This is a genomic window from uncultured Selenomonas sp. (assembly GCF_963528755.1).
Lineage (GTDB): Bacteria > Bacillota > Negativicutes > Selenomonadales > Selenomonadaceae > Selenomonas.
Map to the genome: position 1 here is coordinate 223227 of NZ_CAURXA010000005.1, position 19289 is coordinate 242515.

Annotated in this window: 15 protein-coding genes; 10 read left to right on the forward strand and 5 right to left on the reverse strand. The window is 55.5% G+C overall.

The features are described 5' to 3' along the window. The first annotated feature begins 84 nt into the window (after nucleotides 1–84). The 6 genes from RWS31_RS07795 to pepD all read left to right on the forward strand — a co-directional run bounded on the left by RWS31_RS07795 (nucleotide 85) and on the right by pepD (nucleotide 9782). Entirely contained in the window at nucleotides 85–990 is a 906-nt protein-coding gene (locus tag RWS31_RS07795) for a LysR family transcriptional regulator (protein ID WP_314597304.1), read from the forward strand. 34 nt (nucleotides 991–1024) lie between these two features. Continuing rightward, nucleotides 1025–4570 (forward strand): chromosome segregation protein SMC, encoded by a 3546-nt coding sequence (smc, locus tag RWS31_RS07800; protein WP_314597306.1) that lies wholly within the window; start codon nucleotides 1025–1027, stop codon nucleotides 4568–4570. Between the two features lie 28 nt (nucleotides 4571–4598). Further along, nucleotides 4599–5522 carry a signal recognition particle-docking protein FtsY gene (gene ftsY, locus RWS31_RS07805; protein WP_314597308.1) on the forward strand — a complete coding sequence of 308 codons (924 nt, stop codon included), beginning with the start codon at nucleotides 4599–4601 and terminating at the stop codon, nucleotides 5520–5522. 123 nt (nucleotides 5523–5645) lie between these two features. Beyond that, a complete protein-coding gene (typA, locus tag RWS31_RS07810) occupies nucleotides 5646–7463 on the forward strand; it encodes a translational GTPase TypA (RefSeq protein ID WP_314597310.1) in 1818 nt (605 codons plus the stop codon). A 199-nt stretch (nucleotides 7464–7662) separates the two neighbouring features. Next, nucleotides 7663–8223 carry a cell division protein SepF gene (locus RWS31_RS07815; RefSeq protein WP_009646252.1) on the forward strand — a complete coding sequence of 187 codons (561 nt, stop codon included), beginning with the start codon at nucleotides 7663–7665 and terminating at the stop codon, nucleotides 8221–8223. Between the two features lie 110 nt (nucleotides 8224–8333). Then, on the forward strand, nucleotides 8334–9782 hold the full coding sequence (gene pepD, locus RWS31_RS07820) for a beta-Ala-His dipeptidase (RefSeq protein ID WP_314597313.1): 1449 nt from the start codon (nucleotides 8334–8336) through the stop codon (nucleotides 9780–9782). A gap of 203 nt (nucleotides 9783–9985) precedes the next feature. Here pepD and RWS31_RS07825 read toward each other — a convergent pair whose 3' ends face one another. Beyond that, the gene (locus RWS31_RS07825; protein ID WP_314597315.1) at nucleotides 9986–11101 is read right to left on the reverse strand and encodes an acyltransferase; all 1116 of its coding nucleotides are present in this window, start codon (nucleotides 11099–11101) and stop codon (nucleotides 9986–9988) included. Nucleotides 11102–11313: 212 nt separating this feature from the next. Here RWS31_RS07825 and murI point away from each other — a divergent pair, with 212 nt between their 5' ends. The 4 genes from murI to RWS31_RS07845 are packed head-to-tail and all read left to right on the forward strand — an operon-like array spanning nucleotide 11314 to nucleotide 13580. Then, nucleotides 11314–12084: a glutamate racemase gene (murI, locus tag RWS31_RS07830; protein WP_314597354.1), complete on the forward strand. Its 771-nt coding sequence runs from the start codon at nucleotides 11314–11316 to the stop codon at nucleotides 12082–12084. Between the two features lie 53 nt (nucleotides 12085–12137). After that, nucleotides 12138–12530 carry a thioesterase family protein gene (locus RWS31_RS07835; RefSeq protein WP_009646268.1) on the forward strand — a complete coding sequence of 131 codons (393 nt, stop codon included), beginning with the start codon at nucleotides 12138–12140 and terminating at the stop codon, nucleotides 12528–12530. Beyond that, nucleotides 12527–13279 (forward strand): AzlC family ABC transporter permease, encoded by a 753-nt coding sequence (locus tag RWS31_RS07840; RefSeq protein ID WP_314597317.1) that lies wholly within the window; start codon nucleotides 12527–12529, stop codon nucleotides 13277–13279. The genes RWS31_RS07835 and RWS31_RS07840 overlap by 4 nt, the downstream gene beginning before the upstream one ends. After that, complete coding sequence (locus RWS31_RS07845) at nucleotides 13269–13580, forward strand: AzlD domain-containing protein (RefSeq protein WP_294175392.1); 312 nt, start codon at nucleotides 13269–13271, stop codon at nucleotides 13578–13580. The genes RWS31_RS07840 and RWS31_RS07845 overlap by 11 nt, the downstream gene beginning before the upstream one ends. 57 nt (nucleotides 13581–13637) lie before the next feature. Here RWS31_RS07845 and RWS31_RS07850 read toward each other — a convergent pair whose 3' ends face one another. The 4 genes from RWS31_RS07850 to hypF form a co-directional block, all read right to left on the reverse strand. After that, nucleotides 13638–14492 carry a methyl-accepting chemotaxis protein gene (locus tag RWS31_RS07850; RefSeq protein ID WP_314597319.1) on the reverse strand — a complete coding sequence of 285 codons (855 nt, stop codon included), beginning with the start codon at nucleotides 14490–14492 and terminating at the stop codon, nucleotides 13638–13640. A gap of 103 nt (nucleotides 14493–14595) precedes the next feature. Continuing rightward, nucleotides 14596–15444: a methyl-accepting chemotaxis protein gene (locus RWS31_RS07855; RefSeq protein ID WP_314597321.1), complete on the reverse strand. Its 849-nt coding sequence runs from the start codon at nucleotides 15442–15444 to the stop codon at nucleotides 14596–14598. A 210-nt stretch (nucleotides 15445–15654) separates the two neighbouring features. Continuing rightward, nucleotides 15655–16860 (reverse strand): [FeFe] hydrogenase H-cluster maturation GTPase HydF, encoded by a 1206-nt coding sequence (gene hydF, locus RWS31_RS07860; protein WP_314597323.1) that lies wholly within the window; start codon nucleotides 16858–16860, stop codon nucleotides 15655–15657. A gap of 28 nt (nucleotides 16861–16888) precedes the next feature. Beyond that, nucleotides 16889–19252 (reverse strand): carbamoyltransferase HypF, encoded by a 2364-nt coding sequence (hypF, locus tag RWS31_RS07865; protein ID WP_314597326.1) that lies wholly within the window; start codon nucleotides 19250–19252, stop codon nucleotides 16889–16891. Nucleotides 19253–19289: the final 37 nt, after the last annotated feature.

The window sequence follows — 19289 nt, forward strand, 5'->3', positions numbered from 1 at the left end:
CGTGTCGTTTCCTATGGAATTTTCTCTATAAGATTCCTCACAGTTATGGTATAATACCTAGTGAGAACTGGAGGAGGGAATAGCTTGGAAATTCGACAATTGGAATATTTTTGCACGCTCGCCCATCTCGAAAACTTCACGCGCACGGCGGAGGCTCTCCACGTTTCCCAGCCGTCTGTCACGAAGGCGATCAAATCGTTGGAGTCCGAGATTGGTCTGATGCTCGTTGATCGTCGGCAGAAGCGTGTGTCTTTGACGATGGAGGGAAGGGCGTTTCTGCTTCATGCGGAGGAGATCATGCAGGCGGTCGAACGTGCGGAGCAGGATATGCTGCGCTTTCGCCCCGATGCCAGGCGGACGGTTCACTTCGGTCTGCCGCCGATGCTTGAGGCGTATCTTTTTCCGGACTTTTTTACGAAGTTTATGGCGGCACATCCCGACATCAATCTCGATGTTTGCGAATACGTCGATTCCGTCGAGGTCAGGGCGAAGGTGGAGGAAGGGCTTCTCGACTTCGGTGTCGTTCTTGCGCCCGCAGTTAAGACGCACCGCAATGAGATGGCTGTGCTCAAGGATAAGATGGAACTGTGTCTGCCGCTCGACCATCCGCTGACAGCGCGTGAGCATGTGGCCGTCGCCGATCTCCGTCGGGAGAAGTTCATCATGCAGCAGCCGAATACGTATCAATACGATACGGTCTATCGCAGTTGCGTGGAAAACGGTTTTACGCCCGAGATTTTGCTTTGTACGTCGCAGCTCAAGACGATCAAACAGCTCGTCGCGAACAGCCTCGGCATATCGATTTTGCCGGATTTTGTGACGCGCAGCGAGACGATCTTTGCACGTCGTCCCCTTGTGCCGGAAATGGAAATCCAGGTCAATCTTTTCTGGAGTCCGCAGAAGCGCCTGAGCGAGACGGGGCGCAAGGTCGTTTCCTTCATGGAGGAGTACACGACGACGGATGAGTTCAGGGAACGTTTTCGCCAGTGAGGCGATGTAAGAAATATGGGCTGGTGAAAAAGTTTTGCAGTTGAAACGCCTCGAAGCCTACGGCTTCAAATCGTTTGCCGATAAAATCGAGATCGAGTTCCATGCGGGCGTTACGGCGATTGTCGGGCCGAACGGCAGCGGCAAGAGCAACGTCACAGATGCGGTGCGCTGGGTGCTCGGCGAGCAGAATGTGCGCGCCCTGCGCGGTTCGAAGGCCGAGGACATCATCTTTACGGGCAGTGCGACGCGGCGTGCCATGGGCGTTGCAGAAGTCTCTCTCTTCTTTGAAAATGAAGGGGATATGCCCGTTGATTACCATGAAGTCGTCGTGACGCGCCGTCTTTTCCGCTCGGGTGAGAGCGAGTTCTTCATCAATAAATCGCGCTGTCGCCTGAAGGATATCAGCAACCTTTTCGCCGATACGGGACTCGGGCGCGATGGCATGAGCGTCATCGGTCAGAACCGCATCGATGAGATCCTGAACAGCAAGCCTGAGGAGCGCCGCCTTTATTTTGAAGAAACGGCGGGCATCACGAAGTACCGCAACCGCAAGCGCGAGTCGATGCGAAAGCTGGAAGACATGCAGGGGAATCTCGTGCGCGTCAGCGACATCATGCAGGAGATCGAAGGGCAGCTCGAACCGCTTGCCGAGAGCGCAGAGAAGACGCGCCGCCACGATGAGCTGCAGACGGTCTACAGGCGCTGCGCCTTGACGGAACTTTTCCAGCGTGAGGGTCAGCTCAAGAAAGAGCGTGCAGACAGCGCGGGCAAGATCGAGGCGATGCGCGATGAGGCTCTGGCTGCCGAGACGCAGGTGCGCTTGCTGGATGTGAAGAAGGAAGAACTCGATCAGGCGATCCTCGTTCTGGAAGAAAAACTGCAGGAGCAGGCGGAGAAGAACAACGCGCTGAGGACGCAGATCGAGCAGGCAAACAGCGAAATCGCCATCTTGGAGGAGCGAGCACATCAGCATGACGCCTTGAAGGCGCGTCTCCTCCAACAGCGTGCGGATTTCGAGAGCACTGCCGGAGAAGCTGCTGCTGAGAAGCAGCGGCTCTTTGCTGTCGAGAAGGAACTTCTTGAGAAGCATGCGGCGATTGATGACGCCATAGCGAAGGATCGCGGCTCGCTCAAGGCTCTGGGCGAGAAGCTGCGCGAGGTCAAGGAGAAGCATCGCACGCTCGCGGACAAGAAGGATGCGGCGCAGCGCGACATGCTCGCGCGGGAAAATGAGCTTCTGCTCATTGAGCATGAGTTGGAACGGTATTCGACGAGCGGCACGGAACGTGCCGATGAGCTGGAAAGAGCGACAGCGGCAGTTGACGCTCTGACGACTGAGGCGAAGGCAATCGGCGAAGAGCGACGCCGGCTCGAAGAAGAGCGCAGAACACTCGAAGAAGAACGCACGAAGAAGACGCAAGAGAAGGAGCATTTGGACGAGAAGCTCCGCACGCTGCTTCATGCGGAGAATCGTACGAAAGAAGAGCTGCACGCCGATGAGAACAAGCTCAAGTTCCTGCGCAACATGCAGGCGTCGTACGAAGGTTTCGCGCGCGCACCGAAGGCTGTACTGCAGGCGAAGGAACCTTGGCAGAAGGGCGTCGCGGGCGCTGTCGCCGAGCTTGTTTCCGTGCCGCATGAGTACATCCGCGCCGTCGATGTCGCCTTGGGCAGCAGTCTGCAGAACATCGTGACGGAGGATACGGATACAGCGAAGGCCGCCATCGCCTTTCTGAAACGCGCACGTTTGGGACGCGTGACGTTCCTGCCGCTTTCGACGCTCGTCGTGCGCCGCTCGCAGGATGAAGCGGCGAAGAGGGAAGCGGGCGCCATAGGCTTTGCCAATGAGCTGGTCGGTGCGGATGCGAAGTACCGGAAAGTCGTGGACTTTCTGCTGGCCCGCACGCTCGTCGTCGATACGCTCGATCACGGTCTTGCCATCGAGAAGAAGATGGGGTGGCGGCTGCGCATCGTGACGCTTGACGGCGAGTTGCTGAATCCCGGCGGCTCGCTTTCGGGCGGCGGCAGGCAAGGGCAGGAGACGAGCTTTCTCAATCGCGGCGGTGAGATCGAGCGCTTGGAAAAGAGCGTGCGGGACGCGGAAGAAAAGCTTGCTGCGCTTTTGAAAGAGCGCACGCTTTTTGACAAGGCGGCGAAGGAAATGGCCGAGGTGCTGGAATTTATTGCCCGCTCTTTGCAGCAAAAGGATGTGTATGCAGCGGAACTGCGCGTCAAGGATGAACGCATCGCCGAGGCGCGAAAAGAGAAGGAAAAGGCGAGAGAGACGCTCAAGAAGCTTGCAGAAGAGGCTGAAATGACCTTTTCCAAGGCGCAGGCGAAGAAGAATGACGCCGTGCAGCAGGCGAAGGCCGCGCGCCGCCTGTACGAGAAGATGGAGCGGGAGACAAAGGAGAGCGAGGAAGAGCTCGACGATCTTGAGCAGGATGCTGATGACCTCAGCAAGTATATCAACGAGCGGGAGCTAAAGCGCGCCGTCCTTGAGCAGGAGAAAATCCGTGCGCGTGAGCAGGCGCTCCTAAAAGAGAAGGAAGAGACGAGAGCGAAGGAGCAGGCGGAAAAAACGCGCGAGGAAGAAATTGCGTTGGATGAAGAACAGAGCAACGGCGGCACGAAGCGCGAGGAAATCGCCGCGCGGGTTGCCGCCTGGCAGGAAAAGCATGCCGAGGGAAAAGCCGCCTACGACAAGCAGTATCAGGAAAAGCTCGAACGTCATGCGGAAAACCAAGAGAATGACAAGGCGGCGAGGGCAGCAGGACAGCGACTCTCAGAGATGCAGGGCAAGCTGCATCAAATGGAAATTGCTGCCGCCGAGGTGCATGTGAAGATTGAGCAGGTGCAGGCGGAGCTTTTGGAGCAGTATGGGCATACATGGGAAACGGCAGCGGAAGAGGCGCTCGATCTGACGGGCACGGAGCTTAAGAAGAAGATGCAGGACATCTCCCGTGCGCTCGCGGAACTCGGCCCCGTCAATCCCAACGCCATACGCGAGCATGAAGAGCTTGTGGAGCGTCATGCGTTCATGGGCAAGCAGGCGGCGGATCTCGAAGCAGCGCGCGAAAATCTCATGGCGATGATTCATGAGATGGACGTGACGATGACGCGCCAGTTCAAGGCGGCGTTCGAAGAGATTCGCGGCTATTTTGCCGACATCTTCGTGCGCCTCTTCGGCGGCGGCAAGGCGGAGCTTTTTCTGACCGATGAGAAGGATGTGCTCCATGCTGGTGTGGAAATCGAGGTGCAGCTGCCGACGAAGAAGCGCCAGAATCTCTCCGTGCTCTCGGGTGGTGAGCGTGCCCTGACGGTCATCGCACTGCTCTTTTCCTTTTTGCGCTACCGTCCCGCGCCGTTTTCCGTGCTCGATGAGATCGATGCGCCGCTCGATGAGGCGAATGTCGCTCGTTTCGGCAAGTTCCTCGGTGAATTTGCTGAAAATACGCAGTTCATCGTCGTCACGCACCGAAAAGGGACGATGGAAGCAGCTGATTTCATGTACGGCATCACCATCGAGGATGCGGGCGTGTCGCGCGTTCTTTCCGTGCGCCTCGACGAAGCGATTTGAGGGAGCACGTTGATAATTTGGAGGTATTATGGGATTTTTTGACCGATTGAAAAAGGGGCTTGCCAAGACGCGCGAGACCTTTACGAACAAGATTGAAAAACTCATCATCGGCTATGCGGATATCGATGACGATCTGCTCGATGAGCTGGAGGAAACTCTGATCATGTCCGATGTCGGCGTGAAGACGACAGAAAGACTCATGGCAGATGTGCGAAAGGGCATCAAGAAGAAAGACATCAATACGCCGGAAGATTTGAAGCCCTTCCTCGCTGAGAAGATTTCCGAAATCCTTTCAACAGGTTCGGACGAAACGCGGATCGCTTCCGCAGGGCCTACGGTGCTCCTCGTCATCGGCGTCAACGGCGTCGGCAAGACGACGACGATCGGCAAGCTCGCCGCCTACTATAAGGAGCAAGGCAAGTCCGTCATGCTCGCTGCCGCCGACACCTTCCGCGCTGCCGCTATCGATCAGCTGCAGATTTGGGGCGATCGCACGAGTGTTCCTGTCATTCGCCACGAGGAAGGCTCCGATCCTGCCGCCGTCGCCTTCGATGCGGTCAAGGCGGCGAGGGCGCGCAGCATCGACGTCTTGATCATTGATACGGCGGGGCGTCTGCATACGAAATCGAACCTGATGGAAGAGCTGAAGAAGATCAACCGCGTGATCCGGCGCGAGATTGCTGAGGCGCCGCATGAGACGCTGCTCGTCCTCGATGCGACGACGGGGCAGAATGCGATCAGTCAGGCAGATCTTTTCCAAAAAGCGGCGGCAATCACGGGCATCGTTCTGACGAAGCTCGACGGAACGGCGAAGGGCGGTGTCATCATCGGCCTGAAATCGGAGCTTTCCATGCCGGTGAAATGGATTGGCGTCGGCGAGGGAGTCGACGATCTGCGCCCGTTTATCGCCAAGGATTTCGCGCGCGCCCTCTTCGGGCTGAATGCGGAATGAATCACTGCAGGATGCAGAAAGCAAACGTATTTTCGGCAGGGAAAATGATTTGACATTGCAGGACAACTATAATAAAATTGTACTGCTATAGGTGAAACGTATTTAGGAGGACATCGGACAAAAATGAGTGTAAATGAAAAGTTGAGGAATATCGCGATCATCGCCCACGTCGACCATGGAAAGACGACGCTGGTTGACGCCATGCTGCGGCAGAGCCATGTTTTCCGCTCGAACGAGCAGGTGGCAGAGCGCGTCATGGATTCCGGGGATTTGGAGCGCGAGCGCGGTATTACGATTCTTTCCAAGAATACCTCGATCCTCTACAATGACGTGAAGATCAATATCGTCGACACGCCGGGTCATGCGGATTTCGGCGGCGAGGTGCAGCGTGTGCTCAACATGGTGGACGGCGTGCTGCTGCTTGTTGACGCCTTCGAGGGTCCGATGCCTCAGACGAAGTATGTCTTAAGGAAGGCGCTTGAGCAGAAACTTAAGCCCATTGTCGTCATCAACAAGATCGATCGCCCTGATCAGCGTGTTGATGATGTTTATGATGAAGTTCTTGAGCTGTTCATGGAGCTTGATGCGGACGATGAGCAGCTGGACTTCCCTTGTATCTACGCAACGGCGCGCGAAGGTATTGCGAAGTACAACATGGAAGACGAGAGTGACAACCTCGTCCCCTTGCTGGAAACCATCATTAAGGACATTCCTGCCCCTTCGGGTGATGCAGATGGTGCGCTGCAGATGATGGTTACGACGCTCGAAGCCGATGAGTATGTCGGCAAGGTTGCCGTCGGCAGAATCATTCGCGGCAGTGTGAAAGCGAACCAGAGTGTCGCTCTCTTGAGCGGCGACCATGAGTCGAAGGCGCGCGTCGGCAAGATCTTCGTCTATCAGGGGTTGAAGCGTGTCGAGGTGCCTGAGGCACAGATGGGTGATATCGTTGCTCTGACGGGTCTTGGTGATGTCAGCATCGGCTATACGGTGGCGGATGCGGAAAATCCCGAAGCTCTGCCGACGATCAATATCGACGAGCCGACGCTTTCCATGACCTTCGGCGTCAATACGAGCCCCTTTGCCGGCAGGGAAGGGCAGTTTGTGACCTCGCGCCATCTGCGCGACCGTCTCTTCAAGGAAGTGGAGACGAATGTCAGCCTGCGCGTTGAGGAGACAGATTCCGCCGATGTCTTCAAGGTGTCGGGACGCGGCGAACTGCATCTTTCCATCCTCATTGAAACGATGCGCCGCGAGGGCTATGAACTTCAAGTCGGCAAGCCCGAGGTTGTCTACAAGACGATCAACGGGCAGAAGTGCGAGCCGATGGAAAACTTGACGATCGAAGTTCCCCAGGAGTATATGGGTGCGGTCATGGAGTCTCTGGGCACGCGCAAGGCGGAGCTTTCCAATATGACGGAGGTTTCGGGCTACATGCGCATGGAGTTCGTCATTCCTGCACGCGGACTCATCGGTTTCCGCTCGGAACTTTTGACGAATACGAAGGGCAACGGCATCATGAACCATGTGTTCTGCGGCTACGTCCCTTTCAAGGGAGACATTCCCGGGCGCACGCGCGGCTCGCTCGTGGCGTTCGAGCAGGGTGAGACGACGGGCTACGGCATCTACACGCTGCAGGATCGCGGCACGATGTTCATTTCGCCGGGTCAGCAGGTCTACGAAGGCATGATCGTCGGCGAAAATTCGCGCGAACTCGACATCGACATCAATCCGTGCAAGAAGAAGAATGTTTCCAACATGCGCACGTCTTCTTCCGATGAGGCAATCCGTCTCGTGCCGCCGCGCATCTTGAGTCTTGAGCAGGCGCTTGAGTACATCAACGAGGACGAACTTGTCGAGGTCACACCGGAAAATATCCGCTTGCGCAAGGCGATACTCGATCGTACAGCTCGCGGACGTGCGAATAAAAATGCACGAAAGTAACAGTGATGGCAGGACTTTTCGATGGGGATATCTATCTTATGCGCCCATCGGGAAAACTTTTTCCAGATACTTAACTTTTTTAGAGGATTTCCGAAAGAAAGAGCGAACATAGTAAGCATGATTCATTAAGAGGTTTCCAATCATTTGTTCGGTTTATTTTGTCGCTATCATGGAATTATTACGCTGGAGGCGGAGTGCGGTGGATTTTTTGAAAAGGGTGACGGACTTCCTCATGCCCGTGGAGGAAGAAGAAGTCGTCAAAACAGAGTCGGCAAGGAAAGAGGAGCAAGAAGAGGAACGTATGATGAGCGCTGACTCTTATGAGGAACGCAAGGTTTCTAACGGTGCATCAATTTCCTATGCGTCGGCAGAGCCGCCGATGTATCCATCTGCGTCGGAGCTGCGCCGCCCGCGCTATACGACGGCGGTGCATGCGCCGCGCACGCGTGTGACGGTTCAGCAGGAGCGTCCGAAGCTGACGGTTCATACGACGCAGATTCCTTCGCTCAACGTGAAGATCTATGTGCCGCGCAGTTTCGATCAGGTTCAGGAAATCGCCGATGATTTGAAGGCCGGCAGGGCGGTGCTCGTGAATTATGAGCGCGTTGAGCTTGAGGAGCAGCGCCGTCTCTGCGATTTCATCAATGGTGTGTGCTACATTATGAACGGTGAAGTCAAGCGCGTTTCCACGGCCATGGTGCTCTATGCGCCGGATGGCGTGAACGTCTATGAGGCCGAGCCGATTCCCTTGCAAGATTGAATATGAGGTGTCAGGAGGCTTTCCTTGCGGATGCAGGGAATGGATGCTTCCTTGGGCAGGGCAGTCAGGCTTGATTGCCCTGCCTTTTCTATGGAAAGAAGGAGCGACTTATGAAAAAGAGCGATATTTTAGAAAGTGTCATGAAAGAGTTTCGTGCCCTCGCCGCGATTCCGCGCCCATCGGGACACGAGAAGGCAGTCAGCGACTATCTCCTCGCACATTTGCGCGAGATGGGGCTTGAGGTCGTGCAGGATGAGAGGAACAACATCATCGCCGATCTTGCCGCTGCGCCAGGCAGAGAGAATGCCCCGCGCGTCATTCTCCAAGGGCACATGGATATGGTTTGTGTCGCTGCATCGGGCGTCGCTTATGATCCGCTGCACGATGCCATCCGACTTGTGGAAGAGGGCGATGTCCTGCATGCGGAAGGGACGAGCCTTGGGGCGGATGATGGCATCGGCGTCGCCATCATCCTGCACATCTTGCGCCACGTGAAGGAGAACGGCCCCGTGCGTGCGATCTTCACCGTTGACGAAGAACGCGGCATGACGGGCGCCATCCACTTGGCGGAGAAATATCTGAAGGATGCGCAGTATCTGATCAACTGCGATTCGGAGAATCTCGATGAGCTTTGTGTCGGCAGTGCGGGCGGAGTCGATCTGACATTTTCGCGCACGATGAAGTTTGTTGTTGCTGCGAAGGGAAAAGCGTGGCAGATTGCCGTCGAAGGACTAAAAGGCGGGCACTCGGGCGAGGAGATAGGTGAAGGACGCGCCAATGCACTGCGTCTATTGTCCTTGGCGCTGGCAGGACTGCAGGAGGCAGGCGTGGATTTCTCACTTGCCTCGCTTACGGGCGGCAAGGCGAAGAATGCGATCGCGTCGGAGGCGGAGGCAATCGTCGTGACAGAGGCGACGGAGGAAGCCCTGCGCGAAGCCTTGGAGCAGGAAGAAGAGAAGTTTCATCGGACGTACAGCGTAACAGAGCCGTCGCTTAAGTTGTCACTTGCAGAAGCGCCGCATACAGAGAAGACTTTTACGCCAGAGGATGCAGCAAACTTGCTGCGCATCCTGCGCCTTTTCCATACGGGCGTCTACCAGATGTCCGCCGTCACGCCGGGCATGGTGGAAACCTCTGCGAATCTCGGCGTCGTGCACATGGAGGGTGCGGATATCGACATCGACTTTTATCCGCGTTCCAGTGTGGAGGGCAAGCTCTTTGAATTTTGCCGCATGGCGAAGGATCTGGCAGAACTTACGGGCTTTGCGCTTCATATCGGCACGATTGCGCCGAGTTGGGACGAAGACATGGACAATCCGCTCGCGAAACTCATCGCGGAGGCTTTTGAGCAGCGCATGGGCAAGCCGATGAAAGTCGAGACAATTCATGCGGGGCTGGAGTGCGGTTGGTTCTATCGTAAGAATCCGCAGATGAAGTTCGTTTCCGTCGGCGTGACGACGCACGACATTCACAGTCCTAAGGAAAGTCTTGAACTGCCAACCGTAGTGCCGTTGGTAGAAATTCTTTCTCAGACATTGAAAAAACTCGCTGAGCAATAACGCTCGGCGAGTTTCGTCGAATGCTTATTTCTTCTTTGAAGCGGCAATGCCCAAGGAAGCGCTGATAAAATGAGGTCGCCCAGATTTGCACAGATGCGCTGTATCTATCGAGGAGACAAACCGCAGGCGTAGCGGTGCTACGTCGAGGATTTGTCGACGATGAGAGGACAGTGCAGATGTGCGAAGATGGGTGGCTGAATTTATCAGCGCTTCCCTAAGATGAGCATGTTCAGCATGGGGAATCTTTCTCCGATGGAGCGGGTGATTGCAGCCGCTGCTATGGAAAGGACGACAGTTGCGAGATAAAAGGCGATTGCCTTGGGCGCTGTCATGATGATGCCGCGCCCTTCGAGCGCAAGCATCATGTAGCCGATGAAGAGAGGGTGGACGAGGTAGGCGAAGTACGAATGCCTGCCTAGGAGAGAAAAGAGGGAGTTGAGTATCTGCGGATACCGCTGCTCGGTGAAAATCGTGAAGAAGAAAATGGACGCGGCTAGGGTGTAGACGATACCGAGCGGACAAAGCTGATGCGCCGTGTTGATGGCGTCCATTTGCGTATAATTGCGGAAGGAGAGCAGAAAGTAATAATAGCTGAGCAATCCTATGAGGGACACCGCGAAGAAGAGACAGATGCTCTTTCGCTCGTTGTGCATGAATGCCTTGAAAGCGTCGAAATGCACGGCGAGGTAGCCGCCGATGACGAAGATGAAGACGTAGTGGAGCACCCAATAATTGAGCCGATAGAGCAGGAAACTCTTGAGCACGGGATTTTCCATGCCGTAAACCATGGTATTGAAAGGGACATTGAAACTTGAAAAGTAGTCGAAGGCGACCTGCAGTGCGAAGAGGAGCAGAAGCCCCTTGCCGTTGATATGCTTTACTACGGAAATCCAAAGCGGCATGAGGAGGTAGAACCAAATGAGGATTACGAGGAAGTAAAGCTGGTACTTGGCATTGCCGAAGAAAATGAGGGACGCGAGCGAGAGCGGCGCTGGAAAGCCGACACCATAAAGCCAGCCGTCATGCAGGAGGTAGAAGAGAGACCAGACGAGATACGGCAGGACGACGGCACGCGAGCGTTTTTGCAGGAAGTGGCGATAGCTGAAAGGCTTGTCCAAATCCATATTGTAAAAGATGCCGAAAGCGGAAATGAAGAAGAAGATGGGCACGCTGAAGCGTGTGGCAATCTCGAAAAGCGCTGTCAGATGTGCGTTGGATGAGGGATTCATCAAGTATTGCGAACCGACATGGATGCCGATGACGCCGAGCATGGAAATGCCGCGGATATATTCGATGGCGGCGAGATGTTGTTTTGCCATAGAGAAACCTCCTGCAGGGATTTTTGTATGATGTGCTTTTTAAGGAGCGCTGATATAATGAAGTCTCCCAGATCTGCTGTCCTCAAAGGTTACTATATATTTTTTCTTCCGTCTTGTAAAGGAAACAATGCTTGCGGTTGATTTTTCGCGGCAAACTCATTAGAATATGTAAGAGGCGGATTCTTGCGTATGGGAAGGATGCATTGGACGACGTGAAAAAGGAGCAGCCCATCGGTGTTTTTGATTCAGGACTCGGCGGCATCAGCGTGCTGCGCGAGCTTGTTTCTCTTTTGCCGAAGGAGGATTTCATTTATTTTGGTGATGCCGCCCATGCGCCTTATGGCGAGCGAACGGAGCGAGAGATTCGCGCCTTGACGACGGCGCAGATCGACCGCATGGCGGCAGAGGGTGTCAAAGCCGTCGTGCTTGCCTGCAATACGGCGACGAGCGCCGCCTGTGCGCCGCTGCGCCGAAGATACAGGCAGATGCCGATCATCGGTATGGAGCCGGCGTTGAAGCCTGCAATCTTGAGCGGTGAAAAGCCGCGCGTCGTCGTCATGGCGACGCATGCGACGCTTAGACAGAAGAAGTTTGCACGTCTCATGGAGCGATTCAAAGATGCAGGGGATATCGTCAAGCTGCCATGCCCTGAGATTGTGGAATTCGTCGAGTGTGGCGAGATTCACTCGGCAGCTCTGCACGAGTATCTGGAAGAGCGGTTTTCGAGCGTATCGCAAGATCCTATCGATTGCGTCGTCCTTGGCTGCACGCATTTTCCTTTTGTGCGCGATGCGATTCAAGATGTCGTGGGTCGGGCTGTGCAGATTTTTGACGGTGCGGCGGGTACGGCTCGCGAACTTAAGCGTCGCCTGTTGGAAGCCGATGCTCTGCGGGAAAGCGGGCAGAAGGGTGTGATCGAGTGGCTGAGCAGCAGCAGCGATCCGAACTATATCGAGCGTGCAAAGATGCTCTATGAGTTATGAGGGTCAGATAATTCTTAGGATGCTGTGGAAAATTTTTATAGGGGGAATTCACCATGGTGGAAACGAAGATTGAAGTAGGTATGAAGCGCGAAGCTGCAGCAAAAGTGACGGAGGAGAACACCGCCATCGAGATGAAGAGCGGATCTTTGCCCGTATTCGCCACACCTGCGATGACGGCTCTGATGGAGCAGGCGGCGGCGGAACTCGTCGACGAACTTGTGCCGTCCGATTGGACTTCGGTGGGCATTTCGCTTAATATTCGTCATAAGGCGGCGACGGCTCTGGGACGCAGTGTGCACGCCGAAGCGGAGGTCAAGAGCTTCGACGGACGTCAGGTTACATTTGCCGTCAAGGCTTTTGACGAGGCGGGGGAGATCGGAGAGGGGCTTCATGAACGCGTTCTCGTGAACCGCGAGAAGTTCATGAGCAAAGTGTCGGCGAAATGACAGGAGCGCCCATCGGTGAGAAAACGAATCGGCAGCTTTTCCGCGAAGGCATGCGCGACGGCACTCCGATTGCGCTTGGATATCTCGTCGTGAGCTTTACGCTCGGCATAACGGCGCATAATGTGGGGCTTGATGCTGTTGACGGCTTTGTTGTGAGCTTATTTAACCTCGCTTCGGCGGGAGAGTATGCAGCATTCACCGTCATCGCTGCGGACGCTCCGTATTGGGAAATGGCGGCGATCACGCTCGTGGCGAATGCGCGCTACATGCTCATGAGCTGTGTGCTCAGTCAGAAGTTTTCACCTGCGACGCCTTTTTATCACCGCCTGGGAGTAGGCTTCGGCATTACGGATGAGATCTTTGGTATATCGATTTCACGTCAAGGCTTCCTGCGGCCTGCTTACAATTATGGAGCGATGTCGCTCGCCGTACCCGTTTGGGCTTTGGGGACGTCTCTTGGCATTGTGGCGGGCGACATCCTGCCGCCGTCCTTGCTCAGCGCATTGAGCGTGGCGCTCTACGGTATGTTCATTGCCATCATCATTCCGCCGGGGAAAGAGAACAAGATTGTCTTGGCGCTTGTATTCATCAGCTTCGCCATGAGCTTTTTGGCGGCGAACCTGCCGTTTGTTTCGGAGCTTTCCGCATCGTCGCGGACGATTGTTCTTACGGTGCTTCTTTCAAGTGCGGCGGCATGGCTCTTTCCTTTGCGAGAGACGGAGGAAGGGGAAATGATGGATGAAGCATGACGTTTTCCTTTACATCCTCGTCATGACTGCCGTGACGCTCGCCATCCGTCTCGTGCCGCTGACGCTTCTGCGCCGCCCGATCAAGAGCTGTTTCCTGCGCTCTTTTCTCTACTATGTGCCTTATGTGACCTTGGCCGTCATGACCTTTCCTGCCATTGTCGACGCTACACAGATGCCGGCAGCAGGTGTGGCAGCTCTTTTGGCCGGCATTTCGCTCGCTTGGGTGGGTGCGAGCCTTTTTCAAGTCTCCGCTGCCTGCTGTGTTGTCGTTTTTCTGTTTGAACTTGTTCTCCTTAAATAAAAAAGAGCCGCACGATGCTTCTTGTATTTGGCATTGTGCGGCTCTTTTATTGTTGACTTATTTCTGCAGCCCGTTGACAAAGTTCTGCAGTTCTGTGATGATGTCACGCACGCGCGAGAGGTTGTCTGTGATTTCCTGCGTGGAAGCAGCTTGTTCTTCGCTGATCGCGCCTGTCGACTCGATAGATTTGGAGATTTCCGCGACGGATTTATTCATTTCGGAAAGGGTTTCTTGAATCTTCTCTGTGGCCGTGCGGGACTGCTCAGCAAGTTTTCTGACCTCTTCAGCGACGACGGCGAAGCCTCTGCCTTGCTCGCCGGCGCGCGCAGCCTCGATGGCGGCGTTGAGACCCAAGAGATTCGTTTGCTGGGCGATTTCGTTGATGAAGTCGATGACCTTGATAGTCTCTGCGTTTCGCTCCTGCAGCGTGCTTGCCTGCGAAACGGATTCCTGCCCCGTGCGGGCAAGCTCGCCTGCACTGTTGGCGACTTGCTCGATGGACTGATATACGGTTTCCGTTGCATTGGCGATGCGGTCGATGTTGTCGGCAATCTTGTTCAGCGTATCACTGATTTCGTAGCTTGAAGAAATGACGATGGGAACATCGCCGTTCGGCCCGGTAACGGGTGCCGCCGTAACATGAATCGGTACGCCGTAAAGGCTTGGATCGAGCGCCGAAGATGTCGTGCGGCGTTCGTTGAACGCCTGCTGTACGACGGCGATGTTGCGCACAGAGTCTCCGGGAGAACTCTTGATCTGCAAGTGTTTTGCAGGTGCGACGTCGAGGATGGCTTCGGGCGATGATATGACGAGCCGCGTATCGTCTGGCAGGATGGGATTCAGATAGGGCAGTACGAGTTTGAAGGCGTCGATGAGCTGTTCGTTCGTCTGGATATTTTCTGGCAATGCCATAGGGATGTTCCTCCTCCATATCAGTCGTTTCTTGCATGAAACGGGGGTACTTTCATTAAAGGCAGCGCACAATGGCTACGAGGCGAATACTTGTGCGTGTAGTTTATTTCAGTTCTTTGACGAAGCGCTTGAGATCTTCGATGATGTCGCGCGCCCCTGCAAGGCTCGCCGTAATTTCTTCGGTTGAGGCGGCCTGCTCCTCGCTGATGGCACCAGTTGATTCGATGGATTTGGAGATTTCCATGACAGCTTTGTTCATTTCAGAAAGAGTCGCTTGAATTTTCTCCGTGGCCGTGCGCGACTGTTCCGCCATCTTTCGCACCTCTTCGGCGACGACGGCGAAGCCTTTTCCCTGCTCGCCTGCACGCGCCGCTTCGATGGCGGCATTGAGACCGAGGAGGTTCGTCTGCTGGGCGATGCCGTTGATAAAGTCGATGACCTTGATCGTTTCCGCATTGCGTTCCTGCAGGATAGTGGCTTGGGAAACGGATTCCTGTCCGGATTTTGCAAGTTCGTTGGCACTTTCCGCGACCTGCTGAACGGAAGCATGAATCGTCTGCACGGCAGATGATATGCGTTCGATGTTCTCAAGCACGGTTTCCGTGGCGCTCGGACGGAAGCCGGCAGCGATGGCGCCGATCACCTCGCCGTTTATGCCGAAGATCGGTGCTCCGGCAGTGCGAAGCGCAACGCCGGCAACGGAGGCGGGCAGCTCGACGATTGATGGACGCTTGGTACGTATTGCGTCCTGGATTGCCGGATGTTCGAGCATGGAATCCCCTACGTTCAGCGGGAGGGAAAAACTCTTGGCGGGTACAAAGGCAAGACATTTCGTTCCATCCGAGAGAACAGAGGCGATATCAGCTTCCACCACTTCATTCAGATAGGGGAGCACGGCTTTGAAGGCGTTGATGATGTCTTCATTTGTTTTGATGGTTTCTGGCAGAGCCATGAAATATTCCTCCTCAAAGTTGGGGTATGGCTTCGTACTCTGTTTTGCCCCTTGTAGTTGTACTTAGGCCAAAGGACGGATAAGCCTTCTCCTAAAAATGCTTTTCCGTTATTCTTTCTAGATAAAAAGAGAAATCCCTGCAAAAGGATAGGATGATCATGATGAAAATTAAGAGAAAATGTGCATTTTATAGAAAAAGATAGGAAAGTCCTAATCTTTTATTCTTTCAGCAAGACACGGAAAAAGGCACAAACTGCGCTGCAGGATACCATGCAGATGAGCGATGAGCGTGCCGTAGTTCGTCATGGGCACGCCTTGATCTTTAGCGCATTTCATGCGATAAAGCATCTCGCGCTGATTGAGCATACAGCCGCCGCAATGGATGATGAGCTGATACTTCTGCAGATCCTCGGGGAAGGTCTGGCCACTTGAGGTTTCAAAAAGCAGCTTCTTCTTTGTGTGTTCTGTGAGCCAATGCGGAATCTTGACCGTGCCGATATCGTTGCATTGACGATGGTGCGTGCAGCCTTCGGAAATGAGTACGACATCGCCGTCCGCAAGGCGAGGGAGAGCGGCGATGCCGTTTACGGCCTCAGAAAGAAAGCCTTTGTAACGCGCCATAAGGATGGAGAAGGAGGTCAGAGGGATGGACTCGGGTATGAAAGAAGCCGCTTTTTTGAAGATCTGGCTGTCGCAGATAACGAGATCAGGTGAGTTCTTCAGACTGTCAAGTGCAGCGGAAATCTCCGTTTCCTGACAGATGAGAGGAAGGGCTCTTGCTTCTAAGATGTCCCGAATCGCTTGCTGCTGAGGCAGGATGAGCCGGCCTTTCGGCGCCGCCTTGTCCATGGGCGTGATGAGCAAGACGAGAGCGTGCGGGGCAAGCAGATCGCGCACGAAAGCGCGGGGTTTTTCTTGCGGCGCAATCTGGCTCAAGCGTTCTTTCAGCTCGTTTATGCCGAGGTTTTTCATAGCGCTGACTTGGAGTATGCTTTCATTGCCGGCAGAGGAAGGAGGCTTTTCGACCTCGCATTTGTTGCAGACGATGAGATGGGGGATGTCCTTCTCGCGAAAAATCTGCATCAGCTCTTCGTCGACCGCTGTCATGCCTTCAGCGGCATCGAGGACGAGAACGGCGATATCCGTCTTGTTCAAGATGCGGCGCGTCCTCTTGACTCTGAGTTCGCCCAGGTCGCCCGTGTCGTCAAAGCCCGGTGTGTCGATGAGGAGGACGGGGCCGAGCGGAAGAAGTTCCATCGCTTTCGTCACAGGGTCGGTCGTCGTACCCTTTTTGGGGGAGACGACGGCGACTTCCTGTCCCGTGATGGCATTGATGAGGCTGGATTTCCCGGCATTGCGGCGGCCGAAAAAGCCGATGTGCAGGCGTTCGCCCGAGGGTGTATCGTTAAGTCCCATGAAAAGTTCCTTTCTATTCGTAGTTGCTCTATTTGTCCTTCAGGCACTGCATGGCGAAGAGCGCCTGTCCGACGGCGATGCCGCCGTCATTCGGCGGGATGATGCTGTGATGCAGGACATGAAACCCGTCTTTTTCCAATGCGTTTTGTGTCAGGCGCAACAGCAAGGTGTTTTGAAATACGCCGCCTGTCAGTGCCGCCGTGCTGCAGCCTGTCATTTCACGCGCGTTTTTGCAAGCGTCGCGGATGGCGGCGGCAAGTCCGCGATGAAAAGCGAGTGCTAGGAGGTCGCTTGACACATTTTGCAGGCGATATTGCAGCAGATGGCAGAATAAATCGTTTGAGGTCAGCAGGAAGCGACCGTCCGTAATCGTAATGGCGCTTTCTGCCGGCGTCGCTTGGAGCGTGCCGTCCGCTTTCCAGCGTGCGAGCAGCGCGTCCGCTTGTGCAGAATTTCCAGCCTTTTCGGCGGTCTCAGCTGCGAATTGCAGGTATACGGCGGCTTCTCCCTCATAGGTGGAGATGCGGCGGATGCCGAGCAAGGCGCTGACGGCATCGAAGAGCCGCCCCGCGCTCGTCGAAATCGTCGTATGCAAGCCATTCTCCAGTTGGAAGATGACGGAGGCAGCTTCTTTTTCTGTCGCAAGGCCGAGTTTTTTGCTGTGGAGGAGGGCATCCTCCCTGCCGCAGTAAAGATGGAGCAAGGAAACGGCAAGACGCCAGCCTTCTCGCGCGGCGAGGTCGCCGCCTGCATGGAAGAAGGGCGCAAGGGAGGCGAGCCTTTGAAAATCACGCGTTGTAGCGAGCATGATTTCGCCGCCCCAGATCGTTCCGTCCGTACCGTAGCCTGTGCCGTCGAAACTCACGCCGATGACGGGGGAGAGGTGATCGTTCTCCGCCATGACGGAGAGCACATGCGCGTGGTGATGCTGCACCTTGAAGATGGGAAGTCCCAAGGTTTCGGCGAAGCGGCTCGTTTCGTAGCGCGGATGAAGGTCGGCGGCGACGGCGACGGGAGTGATGGCGAGCAGACGCTTCATGCGCGGCAGGGCTTGGCGCAGAGCTCGGAGGGTGCGCAGATCGCTCATATCGCCGAGATAGGGCGAGGGGTAGAAGAGTGAATTCTTGGCAAGGCAGAAAGTGTTCTTGAGTTCGCCGCCAATGCCGAGAACCGAGCCTTGGAAATCGGCAGAGAGCATCAAGGGAAGCGGTGCGTAGCCGCGGCTGCGTCGAATCATATAAGGCGCACCTTCGTAGAAATCCATGACGCTGTCATCGGCGCGCAGACGAATCTCGCGGTCGTGCGAGAGGATGAGGTCGGCGATGGAAGAAAGCGCGTCGAGTGCGTCCTCGTCCGTACGGCAGATCGGCGCTCCCGAAGGGTTGCCGCTCGTCATGACGAGGCAATCTGTGAAATCAGCGAGTTCGTCGGGCAAGGAAAAGAGCAGAAGGTGCAGCGGCGTGTAGGGCAGCATGACGCCGAGGGAGGGCATTGCGGGTGCGACGCTCGCAGTGATTTTTCCGCTGCCGCTTTTTTCCAGCAGTACGATGGGCTTTTGGTGATTGTCGAGGTGCGCTTTTTGTGCGTCGCTGAGGCGGCACTCGCGCCGCACGGCGTCGAGGCCGCGCAGCATGACGGCGAAGGGCTTCTGCGGGCGGCTTTTGCGCTCGCGCAGCCGCTGCACGGCCGCCTCATTTCTTGCGTCACAAGCGAGGTGAAAGCCGCCGATGCCCTTGACGGCGACAATGCCGCCCGCCTGCAGCACATGCCTTGCGCGTGTGATTGCAGCATGGTCGCGCTCTTCACCGCCCAAGAGATAGACGTGCGGCCCGCAGTCGTTGCAGCATACGGGCTGCGCGTCGTAGCGGCGCGTCTCGGCATGGGTGTATTCGTAACGGCACGCCGGGCACATGGGGAACGCTCCCATGCTCGTACGCTCGCGGTCGTAGGGCATGGCGTCGAGGATCGTGAGCCTGGGACCGCAAGAGGTGCAGTTGATGAACGGATGGAGGTAGCGGCGGTCGCTTTTATCGAAAAGTTCGGTTTGACACTTGGGACAGACGGCGATGTCGGGTGAAACAAATACGTCGCCGCTCTCATGGGCGCTTTCGATAATTTGGAAATCGTGAAACAAAGGGGCTTTTTCCATAGAATCTTGCAGGATTTTCAGTATGACTGCGCGTTCGGGCGGCTCTTTTTCCAGTTTCTTGCGAAAATCTTGCAGAGCGTCCTTCGTGCCTTGGGCACGAACTTCTACATAGGAGCCCTTGTTGCAGACGTCTCCCGTGATGCCGAGCGCATTTGCCGTGCGGCTGACGAAGGGGCGAAATCCGACGCCCTGCACGATGCCGAAGATTTTGAATCGACTGGTTTGCAAAACTTTTTTTGCCATGCGGATGCTGCCTTTCCTTGAGAGGTGTCTTTCAGCG

Bases quoted from the DNA above. Each gene is read 5' to 3' on its own strand.
- ftsY (WP_314597308.1), top strand. From the start codon at position 4,599: ATGGGATTTTTTGACCGATTGAAAAAGGGGCTTGCCAAGACGCGCGAG.
- typA (WP_314597310.1), top strand. From the start codon at position 5,646: ATGAGTGTAAATGAAAAGTTGAGGAATATCGCGATCATCGCCCACGTC.
- pepD (WP_314597313.1), top strand. From the start codon at position 8,334: ATGAAAAAGAGCGATATTTTAGAAAGTGTCATGAAAGAGTTTCGTGCC.
- RWS31_RS07825 (WP_314597315.1), bottom strand. From the start codon at position 11,101: ATGGCAAAACAACATCTCGCCGCCATCGAATATATCCGCGGCATTTCC.
- RWS31_RS07835 (WP_009646268.1), top strand. From the start codon at position 12,138: ATGGTGGAAACGAAGATTGAAGTAGGTATGAAGCGCGAAGCTGCAGCA.
- RWS31_RS07840 (WP_314597317.1), top strand. From the start codon at position 12,527: ATGACAGGAGCGCCCATCGGTGAGAAAACGAATCGGCAGCTTTTCCGC.
- RWS31_RS07845 (WP_294175392.1), top strand. From the start codon at position 13,269: ATGAAGCATGACGTTTTCCTTTACATCCTCGTCATGACTGCCGTGACG.
- RWS31_RS07850 (WP_314597319.1), bottom strand. From the start codon at position 14,492: ATGGCATTGCCAGAAAATATCCAGACGAACGAACAGCTCATCGACGCC.
- RWS31_RS07855 (WP_314597321.1), bottom strand. From the start codon at position 15,444: ATGGCTCTGCCAGAAACCATCAAAACAAATGAAGACATCATCAACGCC.
- hydF (WP_314597323.1), bottom strand. From the start codon at position 16,860: ATGGGACTTAACGATACACCCTCGGGCGAACGCCTGCACATCGGCTTT.
- hypF (WP_314597326.1), bottom strand. From the start codon at position 19,252: ATGGCAAAAAAAGTTTTGCAAACCAGTCGATTCAAAATCTTCGGCATC.